The sequence below is a fragment of the Cyclobacterium sp. 10D3-21 genome, from assembly GCF_055809755.1.
Genome location: NZ_CM147924.1, coordinates 5,945,495 through 5,964,427 on the forward strand (window position 1 = coordinate 5,945,495; position 18,933 = coordinate 5,964,427).

Below are 18,933 nucleotides of genomic sequence, written 5' to 3' on the forward strand. Positions count from 1 at the left end.
ACAATAGCTATTGAAGATTCAGGAGGTAATGGTCCCTAATGCGACCAATCAAAACTATCAATTTCTTCCAAACTGGCTTTGAGCAGTTGAATGCTAGCCAACACATCACTCTTGTTGGCCATCTCAATTACCTGATGTAAATGCCTTGTAGGGATAGAAATAGCACCCGCAATGGCTCCTTTCCTGCCCATTCGCTGTACACCAGCGGTATCAGTTCCTCCAGCAGTCAGTATTTCTGTTTGGAATAAAATATCGTTTTTAGTAGCTGTTTCCTTCATAAAAGCGACCATTCGGTAGTCACAAATAGCAGAGGAATCCATAATTTTTATGGCAGTACCTTTTCCGAGTTCTGTTATTTTTTCATGGGCAGCTGCTCCAGGAAGATCAAAAGCAATCGTAGTATCCAAAGCTATTCCAAAATCAGGATCAATAGTATGTGCCGAAACTTGGGCTCCGCGTATTCCCACTTCTTCCTGAACTGTAAAGGTCGCATACACATCATAAGCCGGAGCTTTTAATGCTTTCAATGTTTCCAAAAGTATAAAGACGGAAATTCTGTTGTCAATAGATTTACAATTGACACAATTTCCCATTTCCACCAAATCTCTTTCTCTTGTAATTGGGTCACCTACCTGAATCCACTGCTCTACCTCTTCTTTATCCATTCCCAGATCAATGAAATAATCTGATATTTTTGGAAGCTTTGTTTTTTCCTCGGTGCTCATTACGTGTATGGGTTTGGTTCCCATTACCCCCATTAAGTCCTTTTTCTTTCCATGAATGATGACACGCTGGGCAGTCAGTGTCTTGGGATCAAATCCTCCTAATGTATGGAATCTTATAAATCCATTTTCATCAATATGGGTAACAATGAAGCCAATCTCATCCATATGAGCGGCAACCATTACCCGTTTGTTATCAGGATTCCTAACGCCTTTTTTTATGGCAATAACATTCCCAATATTATCTATAGAGATTTCATCCACCAATCCGCTGGTTTTTTCTACAATGAAATCCCTTATTTTCTTCTCAAAACCCGGGGCCCCAGGCAATTCACAAATTTCTTTTAATAAAGCAACATCAATCATTAGTATCCCTGGTTAATAAGCTCTTACTTCTTTTCCTTCCATATAATTAACAAAAGCCTTTTTCACCACACGAATCCCTCCATCAGTCGGGAAGTTTCCTGTAAAATACCAATCGCCAGTATGTGCAGGGCAGGATAAATGTAAATTTTGTACAGTCTGATAAATTACATGCACTTCAGCCTCTATGTGTTCAGAAGTAATGATTTCAGCTATTTTGTCAGAAACTTCCTGATCAGTAAAAGGCTCGTAAATCTCTTTAACAAAGTTCTCTTGCCCATTTGGCTCCGCTACACACTTCTTATATACCCTTTGCAATAGGTCATCCATCCCCCCTCTGTCATTTATAAGCGCAACAGCTGCTCTGAAAGCTATAAAATCCTTCATCATTGACATGTCTATTCCATAGCAATCAGGAAATCTAATCTGAGGAGCAGAAGAAACAATAATTATACGCTTAGGTTTAAGTTTATCTAAAGTGGTTAGCACGCTCTTTTCTATAGTGGTGCCTCTGACAATGCTATCATCAATGAGCACTATTGTATCTACTCCAGAGCGAATCACTTCATAGGTTGTGTCATATACATTAGACACCATCACATCCCTGTCAGAATCATTGGTGATAAAAGTCCTTAATTTGACGTCTTTGGTTACCAATTTCTCTACCCGAGGCCTAAAGTTAAGCAACTCCTCTAAATCGTCAAGATGAGGTTTTCCCTCTATAAGAATTTCTTTCCTTTTTTCACTAAGGTAATCCTCAAGTCCCTCTATCATTCCATAATAAGCAGTTTCCGCCGTATTTGGAATATAGGAAAAAACAGTATTTTTGAGGTCAAAATCAATGGCTTTTAATATCTGAGGTACAAGTGCCCTTCCGAGATTTTTTCGTTCCTTGTAGATATCAGGGTCCGTACCCCTGGAAAAGTAAATTCTTTCAAAACTGCAGGATTTTTTCTCTTTTGGAGGAATAATTTCAAATTCTCCGTAAGAACCATCCTTATTAAAAATCAAAGCATTACCAGGTTGGATCTCTTTGATTTGTTTGTAGTCTATATTAAAAGCTGTTTTGATAGGAGGCTTTTCTGAAGCCACTACTACTATCTCATCATCCGCATAATAGTAAGCCGGTCGAATACCTATAGGATCTCTAACAACAAATCCTGCCCCATTACCAATAAGTCCTGCCATGGCATATCCCCCGTCAAAATCCCGACAACTTCGCCTCAAAATCCTGGCAACGTCAAGCTCCTGCTCGATTACCTCAGTGACTTCTTCGTTAGAAAATTTATCTTTATATTTATCAAAAATCCGTTGGTTTTCTTCATCCAGAAAATGACCGATTTTTTCCATTACCGTTACTGTATCTGTTTTCTCCTTAGGATGTTGGCCTAAATTAACTAGAATATCAAATAACTCTTCAACATTGGTCATGTTGAAATTACCAGCCATGACTAAATTCCTACTTCTCCAATTGTTTTGTTTCAAAAATGGATGGCAAGTTTCAATGCTATTTTGTCCATGAGTACCATACCTAAGGTGTCCCAGCCAAACCTCACCTGAAAAAGCGGTGTTCTCCTTTATCCATTCAGCATTCATCAAATCCGCTGCGGAACCTAACTTTTTTGCTTTTTTGTACTTTTTATTGATTTTTTGAAAAATCTTGGTAACAGCTTCAGATTCGACAGACCTATACCTGCTCACATATCTTGTTCCAGGAGGTGTATTGATTTTAATATTTGCCAAACCCGCACCATCCTGCCCACGGTTGAGCTGTTTTTGCATCAATACATATAACCTGTTGGCGGCATAAAACGGCGTATTGTACTTATCAATATAATATTGTAAAGGTTTTCTAAGCCGAATCATGGCAATCCCACATTCGTGTTTGATCTGATCACTCATAGCGTTCTAAAGGAGTATAATATGAACCAAAGTTACGCCTTTTTTTAAGAATTAGTTCCCGTAATCTACCAAACTTGACGTGGATTTAAAATAACTAAAAAACTTTATGGACCTCCATGAAATGGTGTAAATTCTGATAAAGGCCTATTCCCACAAGGGATATTTTTGAAGTTTAATCTGTTTGCCAAAGAAAAGCTTGGTTGTTTCTTCAAAAGAAGCCGTGTAGTCCGACACTAAAAATTTATCTTTCTGTCCTGAAAAACTTTCAGCCAAAAGCTGCTGCATGCCTAAGATCTCGGCGACTGACTTTGCCACTGTTTCTGAAGCATCTATAAGTTCTACTTTTCCATTAAAAAACTCCATTATTTGATTTTTTATCAATGGATAATGGGTACAGCCCAACACCAAAGTCTGAATATCTTCTAGTTCGGACTGGCTTAAATAGGAGGCAATAATATCCTTGCTTATGTTTTGCAAATGAAAGCCCTCTTCAATCATAGGCGCCAGCAAAGGGGTGGCCAAGGATTTCATATGTATGCCTACGCCCAATTTATTGACTTTCTGCAAATAAACACCAGAGGTCACGGTTTGCTTGGTACCAATTAACCCCACTGTTTCCCCTTTATGGCTTTTACCCATAAAATCCACCACTGGATCGATTACATTTACAACAAGTGCCTTGGAAGCCACATAGGCTTTTACAAGGTCAAATGCTGCAGCGGAAGCCGAGTTGCAGGCAATAAGAATAAGTTTACAATTCTCCTTCAATAAAACGTCTGCAATTTTCACGGAATAGGCCTGTATAGCAGCGGTACTTTTATCCCCATAGGGCAAATGAGCAGTATCACCAAAGTAAATAATCTGCTCATTGGGGAGCAATTTTTTCACTTCTTTGGCTACAGTTAATCCCCCTATCCCACTGTCAAAAATCCCGATGGGTGATTGTGCATCGATGGCCATATTTACTAGAAATTTAGGAAAATAAATTCCCCGGATTCACGCATCCGGGGAAATGCAAGCGAAGGTTAAAACAATTGAATAATTACTCAAAATACGCAATAATGATTTCATTGCACAAACCGAGTATAACAAAGTTAGTAAAGTTTTTTTATGTTCCAAGAGTTGTACAGGTCATCAATATGGGCACAATTTACCCAAATTTTATCAAGCCAATTTTGGATTATCACCCTTATTGAGGGTTGGCACAATTAATGCTTTTCATTACCAATAATCTTTTAATCATGAGACGTGAAATTATTCTGTGGCTGGGGATTGGCACACTATTTATTCTAATTTTGACTATTCCACTGATTAAGTCTCAGAGGGAAAGTCAAATGCTGTTTGGGGAAAATAAAGACAACTCTCTGTTTGAATCTACCGTATACAATTTTAAAGCAGGTACTTCGGACACAGTCAATATCTCTATTTCTGATTTGCCTCCTAGTATTAGGCAAGTTATTCAAACAGATAGCCTTATAAAAAATCTTGAAATACGGACAGTAAAAAAAATATCCCAAAATAATGGCGACTACTATGACGTTTGTTTTAAGGATACGGATTATTTTAATATAATAGTCATGTATGATAAAAATGGAATCATTGTGTCCCAACTGTGAAAGAAATTAACAGCTAAGCCAACGTTTACTTGAAAGCACTGATTGTGAAATCGGTGCTTTTACTTTATATTTAAACTTTAATGGGTATTAATTTTATATGGCGAAAATTCTTTTAATTGAGGATGACCTAACCTACTCTAAAATCATTAGTAAGTTTTTGGAGAAAAATGGATATGAGGTAATCAGTAGTGCAAAAGTGGCCGAGGGGCTCAGCTTTTATGAAAAGTTTCCAATTGATTTAATCATCACAGATTACAGGTTACCGGATGGCACGGGTATGGAGGTATTGGATCATGTCCTAAATAACCACCCCGAATTACCTGTAATTTTGATTACAAACTATTCAGACATTAGAACGGCTGTAAAATCAATGAAAATGGGGGCTTTTGAATACATTACCAAGCCAATCCACCCGGACGAACTTTTACTAACTGTTCAGCAGGCTTTAAAAAATGAAAAAAAGCAAAAGCCAACCCAAAAGATAGCCAAATCTACCCCATCAGAGACTAAGCCTTCCGAATTGGATTATCAAATCGGTAAAAGTAAAGAAGCACTACAAATTGAGGAACATATAGGGCTCGTCGCCCCTACTGACTTAAGCATAATAGTCTTAGGAGAAAGCGGAACCGGAAAAGAATACATTTCTAAAAGAATACACCAAAAATCAAAAAGATTTAATGGTCCTTTCGTGGCCGTTGATTGTGGTGCATTGTCAAAGGAATTGGCTGGAAGTGAATTGTTTGGACATGTCAAAGGTGCTTTTACAGGAGCCATTGATCATAAAACTGGTCATTTTGAAAATGCAAATGGCGGAACCATTTTTCTGGATGAAATAGGAAACCTCAGTTATGAGATCCAGATCAAACTTCTCAGGGCAATACAAGAGCGAAAAATCAGAAAAATAGGTGCCAGTAAGGACATTTCTGTAGATGTAAGAATCATAGCTGCTACGAATGAAGATTTGCAAGAATTGGCCAAGCAAGGGCTATTCAGAGAAGACCTTTTCCATAGATTAAACGAATTCAGTTTAAGGGCCCAGCCTTTGAGAGAAAGACTGGAGGACCTAATGTTCTTCTCAAATCTTTTCATGCAAAAAAGCAATATAAACCTTGAAAGGAACGTGACAGGGTTTAGCCCAGAGGTAGAGCAAATATTTAGAGAATACCACTGGCCAGGGAATCTCCGTGAACTTAGGAATATTATTAGAAGGGCGGTTTTACTTACAGGAGAAGGCATTATTCAAACTAAAGTCATTCCATCCGAGCTTTTGGATTTTGAACCATTTCAGCCCGTCGACATCAATTCCGCCAAAGACCTTAAAAGTTCCTTTGAAGATCATGAAAAATCTCTAATCGTTAAAACCCTCGAAGAGATGCGCTTTAATAAGTCCAAAACCGCAAAAGTTTTAAATATGGATCGGAAAACCCTCTACAATAAACTTGAAAAATATGGCTTAGATTAATCTGCCATAGCGTAACCAAATTGTGTAGCTAAATCCTCTAAAAGGGTATTGATTTTTTCTGTCAACCCCCATACTTTTTCTTGAATATCATCGGTATTATCCCTCTTCAAGTCATTTTCAATTGCTATTGCGAGATTTTTATATTTAAACCTCAACTGGCCAAGGCGACTTGAAAGCTGATGAGCTATGGCTTGTATTTTTTTGTAATCTTTCTCATCACAGGCTTTATTAATCATGATCAAATCTAACCCTGTTTGAGAATAAAACCCTTCAATCACTTCTTTTAACAAGGCTTCATCTCCCATGCAAAATCTCCTTATGTCCTCTAAACTATAATCCGCTCCATCAGCACAATCATCGCCTATCTCCATCTCAATATAGGGACTCAATTTAGTAGGTTCTGCAATAATAATCCCGTCCTGAGACGGATTTACAAATTCCATGACTTTTTTAATGAGGTCAGTTTCATTGAAAGGTTTCAATAGCAAGCCATCGAACCCTTCTTTCATCATACTTTCCCTATCCTTGGCGAAAACATTTGCCGTCATTGCCAGCACAGGTACCTTCTCGTATATTTGTCGTTTCCTCACTTCATTAAACACTTGATAACCATCTACTTCTGGCATTTGAATATCCAGAAGGATTAGGTCAAAGTCCTCCTCTACAAATTCATTCATGAATTCCACTCCCCCTATGTAGGACACCACTTCGGCTCCCAGGCCATTGAGCAGAAGAGTGGCGAACTTTAAGCCCATTTCATCATCATCCACAAGTAGCACTTTTAAGCCGTCCACTTTATCTGCTACCACTATTGGCTCAGCACTTTCTTCCTTTTTATCCAGTAAAGTAGTTGGAATAGAAACCTTAACGCAAGTACCCTCCCCTAGCTTACTCGCAATGCTTATCTGTCCATCTTGAAGATCAACCAGCTTTTTCACTATAGCCAAACCTAAGCCTGTGCCTCCATATTTTCTGGAAATAGTGCCGTCCCCCTGGTTAAACTCTTTAAAAAGGTTAGTTTGAAGCTTTTCATCCATCCCCATGCCCGTGTCCTCCACCTCCAACACCAGGTTGCTTTTTTCATCTACTGAAACTTTCACAGAGACTTTCCCTTGACTTGTGAACTTTACTGCATTTGACACCAAATTATTCATTATCTGATTAATTCTCAGGTCATCGCCGAGTAAATATTTGTTTTTGGGAAGCACCACAGAAAACACCAACGAAAGGCCACTATCTGTTGCCTTTTGCTTGAAGAAAGAATGGATGTCTTTAAAAAATGACTCCGGATCAATTATTGATTTTTCTAGCCTTATTTTTCCAGCTTCCAACTTAGAAAAATCCAGGATATCATTAACGATCCCTAATAAAGTACCCGAAGCAAATTGGATCATTCTCACGTATTCAGCTTGGTCTCCTGCCAAACTTGTCTTTTGAAGGGCATCATTATAACCCTGAATTACATGAAGAGGGTTTCTGATTTCATGGCTCATACTTGCCAGAAAATCCTGTTTGGTTTTTGCAAGGTTATCAGAACGCCTTTTGGCCTCAGCAAGTTTGTCCTGATACGCTTCTGATTTCTTGATCTCCTTTACAATACTAAAAATAAAACCAGAAGATCCGACGACTCCAACAGCTATTAAAACACCAAGCAGTATTGAAAGTTTATAGGTCAATGTGTACGCAGAATCATTTTCCGCTTTTGATCTCAGGAGTGATTCATTTTGCAGTGAGGTAACGATGTCCTGAATATTCATTATCAGGGCTCTATTTTTATCATTTAGCTCCTGTTCAAGTTCCCCTAACCTGGATCTTAGGTACTGCTCCTCATTATTGATATCCAGAACCATTTGTCTAACAGTGTAAATTATAGAGTCAGAATCGGACGGGACATCTAAATCTATAGGATTTACTCTATTAAGATTGGTTCTCAAAGTCCCTCTTATTTTATCCATGTCTTCTTTCCCATCTCCCGCCAAGGTACCTGAGGCGACCACGTCTTTGCTTCTTGCTTTAGAGGTTTTATCAGCCAAATTCCCTTGGTCTTTTCGAGCAGAGGGGTCAATGCCTATTCGTATTTTTCCTAAATTCTGTAACCTACTTAATTCCTCTTTTCGTTTAATTTTCCTTTCTATATTGTATAGGGCTTCATTGCTGAAATTGCGATTATAAAGGTTTTTCTTTACATCTTCCAGCCCCTTGTAGACAACCATCAACTCATTAACACTATAGCTGATCCTTTTTACCTTTTTTAATTCTGAGGAATCAGAGACTATCGCCTCTAACTTTTTTATCTCATTTTGAATTTGATTGTAATAATCCAGATTATGGGTAGTATCCTCTTCTACAAATACACTCCTGGATTTATCCAGCTGATATATATCTGCTAATAGCTGATTAAGGTTTCTTAATTTTTCATTGGGTTCGGATAGCGATTCTACAGATTCCAGTAACTTTTTAACACTAAAGTAAGTGACAGCACCTACTCCAACAATGAGGCAAATACCAAGGAAAAACCCGAGAATCACCATTATTCTTGCATTGAATCTCATAATTAGGGCCTGTTTTTAAAAGATTTCATAGCATTAAACTATTTGTAATGAATAATTTATCTCCAATTACAAATTAAGCCTTTAAACCTTTGAAAATGAAGGGCTTTTTGAAAAATTTTACTAATTACCCACATAAAGACCAAAAAGTATATTTAACCAAGGGAGAATATTTTACTCCTCTTCGATAGGTAAGCCTTGGTTTAGCCCCTCAAAAACATGGTAAATAGAATAGTAAGTAACCGGTATGGTAATTACCAATCCAACTCCCATAAGAAGTGCTCCGACCAGGTTCAATACAGCCAATACCAAACCAAAGACGAAAAACTTACTCCATTTTTTGTGAACAATTTTCCTACTGTACTCTAAGGATTGCCAGAAATCCAAGCCGGAAAACAAACTAATCAAAACACCAAACATATAACCCACCATCAGATAGATACCTGGAAGAATCAAAGCAAATATGCCCAATACTGTTATTAGCTGCCCTACTATCCAAACTGAAATCACTGGAAGATAATATTTGAACCCCTTAAAGAAATCAGGGTAAATCACTTTTTCCTCAAGACTGATTTTATTGGCCACCAAATAGAAACCAGCGAAAAGTGGTCCCGCCAAGAAAAATGAGAATACAAAAACATAATCCTCCGCATAGAACATGAATAAAAATTGGAGCGAAAGGATCAATAGGGTAAAGGAAATTGAATAAATAGTGACTTTGTTATAGGTTTCCCAACCTTTCGTCAATGCCTCTTTGATGTCAAAATCGAAACTTCCTTCAACGATCTGATCCAAATGTTTTTTGTCCATATTAATTCTTCTATACTATTTACTTTTACTATAATTACTTGGTAATTGCCGCCAAAATATCATGTTTGGTAATGATATGCACACGGTGCAATTCATCCCTTACCAAAACTGCCTTTTCTCTTTCAACCATAGAAGACAATACATCCAATGTACTGTCAAGCGCAACGAAATGCATAGAATCCTCCATTACCTGGTCTACCGTTGCATCTTTTAATTCTGGGTTTTCAATTATTTTTAGCAAAAGCTTATTGTCCGTAATACTACCTATCACTTGCCCATCTTCCATTACAGGGATCTGAGAAACACTTTTATCGTTCATAAGGGCAATTGCATCCTTGATCTTGTCAGTTTTATTAACAACGACCAATTGGTAGGCATCATTTCTTAAATTCACAATATCTCTAGCGGTACCAAAGGCTTTGTCCTCAAGAAACCCATGATTTCTCATCCAGTCATCATTGTAAACTTTACCCAGGTACCGAGTACCATGATCAGGAAGTAAAATCACCATTACATCGCCTTTCTTAAGGTTTTCTTTGGCATATTCTAGCGCTCCATGGACAGCCGACCCACAAGACCAACCCACAAACAACCCCTCTTCTCTGGCAAGTCGACGGGTCATCACAGCTGCATCTTTATCAGTGACTTTTATAAAATGATCTATTACTGAAAAATTCACATTCTTAGGTAAAATATCCTCCCCTATACCTTCTGTAAGGTAAGGATACACCTCATTTTCATCGAATTCTCCTGTTTCTTTGTATTTCTTAAAAACGGATCCATAGGTATCTATTCCTACAGATACCACTTTCTCAGATTGCTCTTTTAAAAATTTGGCAGTGCCGGACATGGAACCACCTGTACCTACTCCTGCAGCGAAATGAGTCACTGTCCCTTCAGTATCCCTCCAAATCTCAGGACCTGTAGTTTCATAATGTGCTTTCCAGTTGGAGAGGTTATCGTATTGATTTGGGTAAAATGAATTGGGTATGTCTTCGTTTAATTTTTTCGCAATAGCATAATAAGACCTAGGATCATCAGGGGATACATTCGTAGGGCAAACAATCACTTCGGCTCCTACTGCTCTTAAAATGTCAATCTTTTCCTTGGACTGTTTGTCGGCCATGGTAAAGATGCACTTGTATCCTTTGGTGATCGCCGCCAGGGCGAGTCCCATTCCTGTGTTGCCACTTGTACCTTCAATGATGGTCCCCCCAGGTTTCAAAAGGCCGTCTTTTTCTGCATCCTCAATCATTTTCACAGCCATTCTGTCCTTCATGGAGTTGCCTGGATTGAAGTATTCAACTTTCACCAATACTTCTCCTTCTATACCCTTGTTTAGCTTATTCAACCTGACTAAAGGGGTGTTTCCTATGGTTTCAATAATTGAATTGTATATCATGGAATTATATTTAATGCAATTTAATATATAAAGACAATTGTGCTTTGGACAAATTAAACCCCAACTAATTATTCAAAACGGTAACTCCAAACACTAAAAAGATAGCGTATATGGTGTTTATCTCACACCCGCTAACAAATATAGTACCGCCATTCTAATCGCTACACCATTTTCGACTTGTTGTAAGATGATGGCATGCTCAGAATCTGCCACATCCGAATTTAGTTCTACACCTCTATTGATAGGCCCTGGATGCATGACTACTATCTCTTTGTCCAATCGATTTAAAAGCTGCTTATTGATCCCATAGTACAGGGAATACTCTCTTAGGGAAGGGAAATACTTTATCTGCTGACGTTCCAATTGAATCCTTAAGACATTGGCGACATCACACCATTGCAAGGCTTTAAACACATCATGCTCAACTTTTACACCTAAATCCGCAATGTATTTGGGCAAGAGAGTAATTGGACCGCAAACCATTACCTCGGCTCCCAATTTTTGCAGGCAGAATATATTTGATAAGGCGACTCTGGAATGTAGAATATCACCGATAATCGCCACTTTTTTACCTGCCACATCACCAAGCTTTTCCCGAATCGAAAACGCATCCAGTAAAGCCTGGGTCGGATGTTCGTGGGTGCCATCCCCTGCATTGACAATATTTGCCTTGATATGCTTGGACAAAAAATGAGGCGCTCCAGGACTGGAATGCCTCATAACGACCATGTCAACCTTCATGGCCAAAATATTGTTTACAGTATCAATCAGGGTTTCCCCTTTTTTAACTGAGCTACTGGCCGATGCAAAATTCACAACATCTGCCGAAAGTCTTTTTTCTGCCAACTCAAAGGACAATTTGGTCCTGGTTGAGTTTTCGAAAAAAACATTGGCTATCGTTATGTCTCTTAGGGAAGGGACCTTTTTGATTGGCCTATTCAAGATATCTTTGAAATTATCTGCTGTATCAAAAATCAATTGAATATCTGATGGGCTCAGGTCTTTAATTCCCAATAAATGTCTGGTACTAAGCTGCTCCATTGGTATTAATTACTTTCTTTTTCAGTGATCCAAATGGCATCTTCTTCAAATCCTCGGGATCGCCATTCTACGCTTACATATTGGCTTTCCAGGGTATTTACCTGCCTACCGCAATAATCTGGCTGGATAGGGAAATCCCTTGTAAATTTCCGGTCGATCAGAACCATTAATTCTACCTTTTGGGGTCTCCCAAAGGCAATCATTGCATCCATCGCTGCTCTGACGGATCTACCTTTGTACAGGACATCATCTACCAAAACAACCTTTTTGTTTTCAATTAAAAAATCAATTTTCGTTTCATTTGCCCTTAAGGGAAGGTCTCTTCTTCTGAAGTCATCTCGATGAAAGGTAGCATCCAGATAGCCATATTTTAAAGAGATATTCTGGATTTCCTTCATGCGCTGAATGATTTTATCCAGCACCAATGCTCCTCTAGGTTGAAGACCTAAAAGGACTGTATTGTCAAAATCATCATGGTTTTCTATCAATTGATGACAAAACCTGCTGATGGTTAGTGATATCTGGGTTTGGTCAAGAACAAGTCTTTTTTGCATGATTAAAATTTGAGGCAAATATATAAATTATTTATTGGGGGGTAATGGCTCTATATAAAATCATCCACTTTTATTTTAGTAAAAAAATTCACTTCCCTGCTTTTTTCTTTCCCATCCTCTCCTTGATACCTTATCCTTTGTTTGCCACTTAGCAGGTAATAATTATCGTACCACCAAATGAGTTGAAGGCTTCTTTCCATCGTTTCGGCAATCCTTTCATTTTCATTTACCAGTTCAATTTGATAAGGCTCGTTTTCCATTACTAAATTACCCCCATTTATTTGACTAAGCATCAGTTCTTCTTCATCTAGGAACATGTAAAATAGGTTGTTCCCATTAAAAATCAATTCGCCAAATTTCATGGGTTCAATTTTATTGGTATTGTCCAAGCTCACCGAGTTATCCCACAGAATATTGCCATCCTCATCCAATAGAATAAATTGCGCTGCAAGAAACTTGTAATGCTCCATAGTCTGAGAGCTTCGAAAACGGGGATCAATCCACAATGGATTATATGTCCCGCCATATCCACCCATCATTGGGTTCAATCGATAAAAATTGCTTGCATACATCCCATCCCTAGGCACATACTTTGAAGATGAAGATATAAAATGATCATTGTATACAAGGTAATACCCATTTAACGCTTGGATCTCCCTGGTAACTAACACATTTCTAATTGGTGTATTTTTGCCCTTATCAAGCCTTTTCTTTATTCTTTTCCATCTGTTTTCGCGTACTTTCTCTGGTAAATAATTGTAAAAGTTTTCAAAATCGGAAATATTATAAAACCTATTGGTATACTCCCCAAACTCATTGATTTTAGTAAAATACATACCTTGGTACGCTTCTTTTTTCTTTAGACCATATGGGCCTATTAATGCTTGTTTGTAATTGGTAGAAGAGGTTAAAAGACCTTCAACAATCTCCATAGATGGGTTTCCTAAATCCTCAATTTTCACTTCCCTAAGTTTGTTTCCATTGGTGTCATAGGTCAAAATAGAAACAATTTTATTTTTGTAGGTATCCCTCCTGCTCATCACCACATCAAAAACATTCAGCTCGGGGTCCTTTCTCATCTGCAATATTCTGGCATCCTTTTCAAAAAGCCCCGGAACAGTAATGACCTCCTTGGTTTCAATATCGAATATTTGAATTACTGGACGATAGTCATATTTGCCCATAAAAACGGCCTTCTTGTTAAAGACCAGGAAATCCTGAAGCTCCATTTCCAAAATACTGGAGAGCTCAAGTTCTACCAAGCTTCTATCCTGAAGGTTTATTTCAAAAATTGCTTTTTCATCATCAAACTGGGATCCTTTATTGAATAACACATACAATAAGTCCCTGTCCAGGTCAAACCCCACTAACTCATATAAATCTTCGAGTTTTTTCTCAATGGGCATTTCAGCTTTCAATTGAAAATCAGCTGTAAAGTATTGAAAACTGTTTTTCTTCCCGTATGGCGTTTCTGCTTTCATTCTAAAGCCTACAAGCCCACCCTCGCTTGGCAATACATAAAAGTCCTCATCTGACCAATGAGATTCAACCTCGAACCTTTGGGTAAATTGAACTTGGCCAACGGCCATTCCCATCATCATCAGGTAAGCAATTGGAAATAATAGGGTTTGTTTTAACATTCCTTGAGGGTTTTGTGCTATTGTTTCTGTACCAACTTTACCAAACGATTAAATGTTTCACTTCAATGTGTTCCTCCCTATTTTACATTGGGTAGAAGATAAACCTGTCCTCACAAGATCGCTTGTCTCAACAGACAGTATTTAACCCTTTAATTACCTTTAGAAAAAGGATGTAATGGCCCTAATGGTATTTTGGTAGTGCCAATTTTACAATATGATCAATTAATTTACTCCATAAGATAAGACATATGATTTTATTTTAAAACAAATATTATGGACATTTGTCTTGTACTCAACAGATCTCAAAACACCTTGGATAACAAACAAATTGTCAAGACCCTCAAATTAACCTTGCAATTAATGGAATTGCATGAAGAAAATGCATTTAAAATCAGGGGATATCAATCTGCCATCATTAGTATAGAAAGAGAAGGCAAGCCACTTGCGAATCTAAAACTGGACGAATTACAAAAGATTCCGTCAGTTGGAAAAAGTATAGCTGAGGCTATTCTGGCCATTAATGAGACTGGCAGCCATGAGCTTTTAGATAAACTTCTTAATGAAACCCCTAAAGGAATCTTAGAAATCCTTGAAATAAAAGGACTTGGTCCCAAAAAGATAAAAACCCTTTGGAAAGAACTGAACATTACCTCTGTTCACGAATTGATGGAGGCTTGTCAATCAGGCCAGGTTGCAAAAATCAAAGGTTTTGGGCAAAAGACCCAGGACAGTATCATTCTAGCCTTGGAATACAAAGCATCAAATCAAGGAAAGTGGCTCTATGCTGAAATTGAGACACCAACGAAAGAAATATTTGAACGCCTAAGAAAGAGCCTCAAAGAAGACAAGGTCGCAATGGTGGGGGATTTTGAGATGGAAGCTGAGATTATTGAATCACTGACTTTTTTAGTAGGCTCAGATAATTCTGGTCAAACCATTGCTGAAATAAACAAAGTTGATGGGCTGATCCAGGACACTAGCGTCCTCAGTCCTTACCGATGGGAGGGGAGTTCAGAAGCAGCAGAAATCCGGGTAATAATAACGATCGTACCAAAAAAAGATTTCATCAAACAAAAATTACTCAAATCGGCTTCAAAAGCCCATCTTTTGTCCCCAACTGAAAGTGGACAGACTATTGGGGAATTGTTTTACAAAGGAACTTTCAATACTGAAGAAGAGGCCTATGAGGCCGCCGGATTACCATTTATTCCAGCACCTCTAAGGGAGGGAACAGGGGAAGTGGAATGGGTAAAAACGCATTCCTTAGATGAATTATTAACTTTAGAAGATCTCAAGGGACCTTTACACAACCACTCCACTTATAGTGATGGCAAGAACACCTTGAAAGAGATGTCAGAATTTTGTCAGTCGGAAGGTTATGATTATTTCGGCATAGCGGATCACAGTCGCTCAGCATTTTACGCAAATGGTCTTGATGAAGACCGTATTCACCAACAGCACAAGGAAATAGACAGCATCAACGAATCACTGAAGCCATTTCGTGTCTTCAAAGGTATAGAAAGTGATATCCTTACTGATGGTAGTCTGGATTATTCGGACGAGGTGCTGGCAACTTTTGATTATATCGTTGCCTCCGTTCACTCTGGTTTGAGCATGGATATTAATAAAGCGACCACCCGATTGCTCAAGGCCATAGAAAATCCTTACACAACCATTCTTGGACATCCAACTGGACGATTGTTGTTACGTAGAGAGGGTTATCCAATAGATCACCGGGCAGTAATTGATGCTTGTGCCATTAATGATGTAGTCATAGAGATCAATGCCAATCCTCGAAGACTGGACCTGGATTGGAGATGGGTAAGATACGCAATGGACAAAGGCGTCCTGCTATCTATAAACCCTGATGCCCACGAAAAGGTAGGCATCGCTCACATGAAATTTGGTGTCATTGCTGGACGTAAAGGCGGACTGACAAAAGCAATGACGCTTAATACCAAAAGCAGGGAAGAATTAGCTACCTATTTTGAAAACCGAAAAAGAAAAAAACAATGAGCATGATGCAAAAGGGAGCTGACGATTTACTAAAACAATCCTTCCAAGTGGGCATGCTGGGAATTGTTTTCGCAGTGATTCCATTGGTGGTGAAAGCAATGATTCAACCAGACATGGCCTATATGGGTTTGTTTGCAGGATTAGGCATTGGCTTACAATTATTGGGTCTAAGCCTTGCCGTATTGGTTCTCCGAAGGAAGAAAATAAGCGAACGACAAAAGGAAAAAGCCAAAAAGATGACTTTGATTTTAGCTGTGGCACTACTCTTTTTTATGTTGGCCTGAAAATGAGAAAATTGACAACAGTGCTATTACTGGGTTTTGGCCTACTCACCCTTAGCTGTAATAGCGAGCAGCCATGGGAAAATTGGAAGACAGGAGATATATTGTTCCAGAATGGAGATTGTGGAGATTTTTGTGATGCCATTAAAAAGGTGACTTCCGGATACAATGGCCAATCCTTTTCACACAATGGGATGCTGATAAAGGAAAATGGTAATTGGATGGTTTTAGAAGCCGTAAGTGCAGGCGTCCAAATAACACCTCTGGAAGTCTTCTTAAACCGGCACACCAATCAGGAAGGCCATCCAAAGATCCTTGTCGGCCGACTTAAAGCTCCCTATCAACACTTGATCCCAAAGGCAATCGACTATGGAAAAACCCTGGTCGGAAAACCCTATGACGATGGATTTGACTTGAAAAATGATGCTTATTATTGTTCGGAGTTAATTCATTTCTCCTTAATGAAGGCCAATAAGGGATTGCCTGTTTTTGACACCCCACCAATGACTTTTAAAGATCCCGCTAATAATGAGACGTTCCCTGTTTGGGAAAAATATTTTACAAGGTTAAATTTAGAAATACCGGAAGGAAAACCTGGGTTGAACCCTGGAGGCATGAGTCTCTCACCTGTGTTGGATATAATCCATAATTTTGAAAACCTTTAAGTTAAGCCGAAAATTATTGATACAATGAATGCAAAATAGTATCTTGTCTTCATAATTATACAGACTAATAACCCCAAAATGAATAGAAGATCTTCCGTTAAGAAAATGATGGCTGTAGCCGGAACAGGTTTACTGACTCCCCAATTAGGGTTTTTAGAGCATCTTATCCCAAACACCATGAAAGCCTCACCTTCGCCATTTTACCTGTTTACAAAGGTGTTACAATGGCTTCCATTGGAAGAGGTTCCGCAAACTGTACAATCTCTAGGATTTGATGGTGTAGACCTACCTGTAAGAAGAAATGGTTTTTTTGATAGGGATGAGATAAAGTCAAAACTACCCATCATTGTAAAGGAAAGTGAAAAATTGGGTTTAAGTAGGCCTGTGCTTACAACAGACATGAACCTCAATCACATGAATGAAATGGACGAATATCTTCGTACACTTTCTGGCGAGGGAATTTCGAATTACCGAATGGGTTACCTTCCATTTACGACCAAAAACATCATAAAAGAATTAAAGTCGCTTAATTCCTCAATGAAGAAATTGGCCGAGCTACATGAAAAACATGGCGTCACAGGTCATTATCAAAACCATGCAGGCACAAGAATAGGTGGCTCCGTTTGGGAAATTTACCATTTATTAGAAGGCATCAACCCTAAACATATTGGCGTTCAATTTGATTTGCGCCATGCCACTGTTGAAGGCTACCAATCTTATGAAAATGTTTTTAATATGATCAGTGATCAAATCACTAGTTTTGACTTGAAGGATTTTGTTTGGGGCAACCTGGATGGAAAAGGTGATAAACCTATCAATGTACCTTATGGTGAGGGAAATGTGAAATTCGAACTCCTTCAGGAACATCCTGGTTTTATGGGCGACATTCCTAAAATTCTACACTGTGAATATGATCTCGGTGGAGCGGAACATGGCCATAAAAACCCAACTGTTGGAAAAGAAGTCATTCTCTCAGCAATTGCGAAAGAAGTTAAAGTCTATAAATCGACTACCTATAAATAACACTTAATTCAAAGCCTTGTAGATTAAAGCCAACGCTTGTTCAGAGTGGCTTAATGACAAGGCTTTTTCATGTCCTTTTGGCGACATTTTATGCCAGGTTTTTTGAAGGATTCCAAGTAGTTTTTCTTCTTCCTTTTCATGTTTATTGATGAAGTCATCAAAATAATATTTCAAAAAGACTAGACATACCACATCCTCCAGCGCCTGCGTCTCAGGGTCTGATTTCAATCTGCGTTTATTAATTAAATCATCAATTTTTTGTAATGCGGAAGCGTCATAACCGCTGCTTTGCAAGATTTCCTTGGCAAGGTTGGCATGAAACCCCTTGAGGTTGGTTCTCCATAGCAAATAGCCTTTTCTGTCCATAGGATAGGATTCCCTTGGAATTTCCCAACGCCGAATATGCTGACTTCTTGCAGCTAGCTTAAATACTTCATTTGCTTCCGGGTAAGTTTCTTCCATCATGGCGGCCATCCGCTTCCCATACAACAGCTCTTTGGGCACTTTCTCCCCTTTTTCTTCTTCCAGGTTCGGATCTTCCGCATTGGCGGCATCAATTTTTGCTACTGCTGCTCCATAGTCACCGGCTTTAACATTTTTCATAACGCTTTCTTTTACAAATAAGCTGTTTACTTTATAAAATTCAAACCCGGTTTATACCACAGGATTCGTAATAAGTGGGTAAACCCACAAGTTAATCTCCAAATAGCAATGAAGGGATTTATTTTGAATTGGTTTTGCCATGTATTAGATAGCCTGTTGTATTTTTCGGATTTATCCCAAAAATAGTTGAAATATCATCCTCATCAAATAGGTAGCAGCGGTAAAAGACAATCCATTTCAAGTGTTATAGCTTTCATAAGCCCCAAACTGGGTGTAGTTTGAAA

The 18,933-nt window shown here is 38.5% G+C and carries 16 protein-coding genes; 6 read left to right on the forward strand and 10 right to left on the reverse strand.

Annotated elements, in window-relative coordinates:
* Nucleotides 1–35 precede the first annotated feature (35 nt).
* From AC0L7T_RS22975 to murI, 3 genes are all read right to left on the reverse strand, one after another.
* Entirely contained in the window at nucleotides 36–1,088 is a 1,053-nt protein-coding gene (locus AC0L7T_RS22975; protein WP_473338694.1) for a M42 family metallopeptidase, read from the reverse strand.
* Nucleotides 1,089–1,100: 12 nt separating this feature from the next.
* Complete coding sequence (locus AC0L7T_RS22980) at nucleotides 1,101–2,987, reverse strand: amidophosphoribosyltransferase (RefSeq protein ID WP_473338696.1); 1,887 nt, start codon at nucleotides 2,985–2,987, stop codon at nucleotides 1,101–1,103.
* Nucleotides 2,988–3,131: 144 nt separating this feature from the next.
* Complete coding sequence (gene murI, locus AC0L7T_RS22985) at nucleotides 3,132–3,947, reverse strand: glutamate racemase (RefSeq protein ID WP_473338697.1); 816 nt, start codon at nucleotides 3,945–3,947, stop codon at nucleotides 3,132–3,134.
* Nucleotides 3,948–4,228: 281 nt separating this feature from the next.
* Here murI and AC0L7T_RS22990 point away from each other — a divergent pair, with 281 nt between their 5' ends.
* Together AC0L7T_RS22990 and AC0L7T_RS22995 are read left to right on the forward strand one after the other, a co-directional pair.
* The gene (locus tag AC0L7T_RS22990) at nucleotides 4,229–4,603 is read left to right on the forward strand and encodes a hypothetical protein (RefSeq protein WP_473338699.1); all 375 of its coding nucleotides are present in this window, start codon (nucleotides 4,229–4,231) and stop codon (nucleotides 4,601–4,603) included.
* A gap of 97 nt (nucleotides 4,604–4,700) precedes the next feature.
* Complete coding sequence (locus AC0L7T_RS22995; RefSeq protein ID WP_473338700.1) at nucleotides 4,701–6,065, forward strand: sigma-54-dependent transcriptional regulator; 1,365 nt, start codon at nucleotides 4,701–4,703, stop codon at nucleotides 6,063–6,065.
* On the opposite strand, the gene AC0L7T_RS23000 is transcribed toward AC0L7T_RS22995, so the two are convergent.
* The 6 genes from AC0L7T_RS23000 to AC0L7T_RS23025 form a co-directional block, all read right to left on the reverse strand.
* Nucleotides 6,062–8,617 carry an ATP-binding protein gene (locus AC0L7T_RS23000; RefSeq protein ID WP_473338703.1) on the reverse strand — a complete coding sequence of 852 codons (2,556 nt, stop codon included), beginning with the start codon at nucleotides 8,615–8,617 and terminating at the stop codon, nucleotides 6,062–6,064. The genes AC0L7T_RS22995 and AC0L7T_RS23000 overlap by 4 nt on opposite strands.
* 171 nt (nucleotides 8,618–8,788) lie before the next feature.
* Nucleotides 8,789–9,424 carry a DUF2189 domain-containing protein gene (locus AC0L7T_RS23005; RefSeq protein WP_473338705.1) on the reverse strand — a complete coding sequence of 212 codons (636 nt, stop codon included), beginning with the start codon at nucleotides 9,422–9,424 and terminating at the stop codon, nucleotides 8,789–8,791.
* 34 nt (nucleotides 9,425–9,458) lie between these two features.
* Nucleotides 9,459–10,826: a cystathionine beta-synthase gene (locus tag AC0L7T_RS23010; protein WP_473338706.1), complete on the reverse strand. Its 1,368-nt coding sequence runs from the start codon at nucleotides 10,824–10,826 to the stop codon at nucleotides 9,459–9,461.
* Nucleotides 10,827–10,943: 117 nt separating this feature from the next.
* Nucleotides 10,944–11,867 (reverse strand): aspartate carbamoyltransferase catalytic subunit, encoded by a 924-nt coding sequence (locus AC0L7T_RS23015; RefSeq protein ID WP_473338708.1) that lies wholly within the window; start codon nucleotides 11,865–11,867, stop codon nucleotides 10,944–10,946.
* A gap of 5 nt (nucleotides 11,868–11,872) precedes the next feature.
* The gene (gene pyrR / locus AC0L7T_RS23020; protein WP_473338710.1) at nucleotides 11,873–12,421 is read right to left on the reverse strand and encodes a bifunctional pyr operon transcriptional regulator/uracil phosphoribosyltransferase PyrR; all 549 of its coding nucleotides are present in this window, start codon (nucleotides 12,419–12,421) and stop codon (nucleotides 11,873–11,875) included.
* A gap of 50 nt (nucleotides 12,422–12,471) precedes the next feature.
* On the reverse strand, nucleotides 12,472–14,061 hold the full coding sequence (locus AC0L7T_RS23025; RefSeq protein WP_473338711.1) for a transcriptional regulator: 1,590 nt from the start codon (nucleotides 14,059–14,061) through the stop codon (nucleotides 12,472–12,474).
* Between the two features lie 360 nt (nucleotides 14,062–14,421).
* On the opposite strand from AC0L7T_RS23025, the gene AC0L7T_RS23030 reads away from it, so the two are divergent.
* The 4 genes from AC0L7T_RS23030 (at nucleotide 14,422) to AC0L7T_RS23045 (ending at nucleotide 18,046) form a co-directional block, all read left to right on the forward strand.
* Entirely contained in the window at nucleotides 14,422–16,077 is a 1,656-nt protein-coding gene (locus AC0L7T_RS23030; RefSeq protein ID WP_473343397.1) for a helix-hairpin-helix domain-containing protein, read from the forward strand.
* 2 nt (nucleotides 16,078–16,079) lie between these two features.
* Nucleotides 16,080–16,361: a hypothetical protein gene (locus AC0L7T_RS23035; RefSeq protein WP_244948115.1), complete on the forward strand. Its 282-nt coding sequence runs from the start codon at nucleotides 16,080–16,082 to the stop codon at nucleotides 16,359–16,361.
* Nucleotides 16,362–16,363: 2 nt separating this feature from the next.
* The gene (locus AC0L7T_RS23040; RefSeq protein WP_473338712.1) at nucleotides 16,364–17,023 is read left to right on the forward strand and encodes a YiiX/YebB-like N1pC/P60 family cysteine hydrolase; all 660 of its coding nucleotides are present in this window, start codon (nucleotides 16,364–16,366) and stop codon (nucleotides 17,021–17,023) included.
* A 78-nt stretch (nucleotides 17,024–17,101) separates the two neighbouring features.
* Nucleotides 17,102–18,046 (forward strand): sugar phosphate isomerase/epimerase family protein, encoded by a 945-nt coding sequence (locus AC0L7T_RS23045; protein ID WP_473338714.1) that lies wholly within the window; start codon nucleotides 17,102–17,104, stop codon nucleotides 18,044–18,046.
* A gap of 3 nt (nucleotides 18,047–18,049) precedes the next feature.
* Here AC0L7T_RS23045 and AC0L7T_RS23050 read toward each other — a convergent pair whose 3' ends face one another.
* Entirely contained in the window at nucleotides 18,050–18,649 is a 600-nt protein-coding gene (locus AC0L7T_RS23050) for a DUF4202 domain-containing protein (RefSeq protein ID WP_473338715.1), read from the reverse strand.
* Between the last annotated feature and the right edge of the window lie 284 nt (nucleotides 18,650–18,933).

Excerpts from the sequence above, each read along its gene's own strand:
- AC0L7T_RS23000 (WP_473338703.1), bottom strand. The coding sequence starts at position 8,617 with ATGAGATTCAATGCAAGAATAATGGTGATTCTCGGGTTTTTCCTTGGT.
- murI (WP_473338697.1), bottom strand. The coding sequence starts at position 3,947 with ATGGCCATCGATGCACAATCACCCATCGGGATTTTTGACAGTGGGATA.
- AC0L7T_RS23015 (WP_473338708.1), bottom strand. The coding sequence starts at position 11,867 with ATGGAGCAGCTTAGTACCAGACATTTATTGGGAATTAAAGACCTGAGC.
- AC0L7T_RS23035 (WP_244948115.1), top strand. The coding sequence starts at position 16,080 with ATGATGCAAAAGGGAGCTGACGATTTACTAAAACAATCCTTCCAAGTG.
- AC0L7T_RS23025 (WP_473338711.1), bottom strand. The coding sequence starts at position 14,061 with ATGTTAAAACAAACCCTATTATTTCCAATTGCTTACCTGATGATGATG.
- AC0L7T_RS23050 (WP_473338715.1), bottom strand. The coding sequence starts at position 18,649 with ATGAAAAATGTTAAAGCCGGTGACTATGGAGCAGCAGTAGCAAAAATT.
- AC0L7T_RS22980 (WP_473338696.1), bottom strand. The coding sequence starts at position 2,987 with ATGAGTGATCAGATCAAACACGAATGTGGGATTGCCATGATTCGGCTT.
- AC0L7T_RS23005 (WP_473338705.1), bottom strand. The coding sequence starts at position 9,424 with ATGGACAAAAAACATTTGGATCAGATCGTTGAAGGAAGTTTCGATTTT.
- AC0L7T_RS23010 (WP_473338706.1), bottom strand. The coding sequence starts at position 10,826 with ATGATATACAATTCAATTATTGAAACCATAGGAAACACCCCTTTAGTC.
- AC0L7T_RS22975 (WP_473338694.1), bottom strand. The coding sequence starts at position 1,088 with ATGATTGATGTTGCTTTATTAAAAGAAATTTGTGAATTGCCTGGGGCC.
- AC0L7T_RS22995 (WP_473338700.1), top strand. The coding sequence starts at position 4,701 with ATGGCGAAAATTCTTTTAATTGAGGATGACCTAACCTACTCTAAAATC.
- AC0L7T_RS22990 (WP_473338699.1), top strand. The coding sequence starts at position 4,229 with ATGAGACGTGAAATTATTCTGTGGCTGGGGATTGGCACACTATTTATT.
- pyrR (WP_473338710.1), bottom strand. The coding sequence starts at position 12,421 with ATGCAAAAAAGACTTGTTCTTGACCAAACCCAGATATCACTAACCATC.
- AC0L7T_RS23030 (WP_473343397.1), top strand. The coding sequence starts at position 14,422 with ATGGAATTGCATGAAGAAAATGCATTTAAAATCAGGGGATATCAATCT.
- AC0L7T_RS23040 (WP_473338712.1), top strand. The coding sequence starts at position 16,364 with ATGAGAAAATTGACAACAGTGCTATTACTGGGTTTTGGCCTACTCACC.
- AC0L7T_RS23045 (WP_473338714.1), top strand. The coding sequence starts at position 17,102 with ATGAATAGAAGATCTTCCGTTAAGAAAATGATGGCTGTAGCCGGAACA.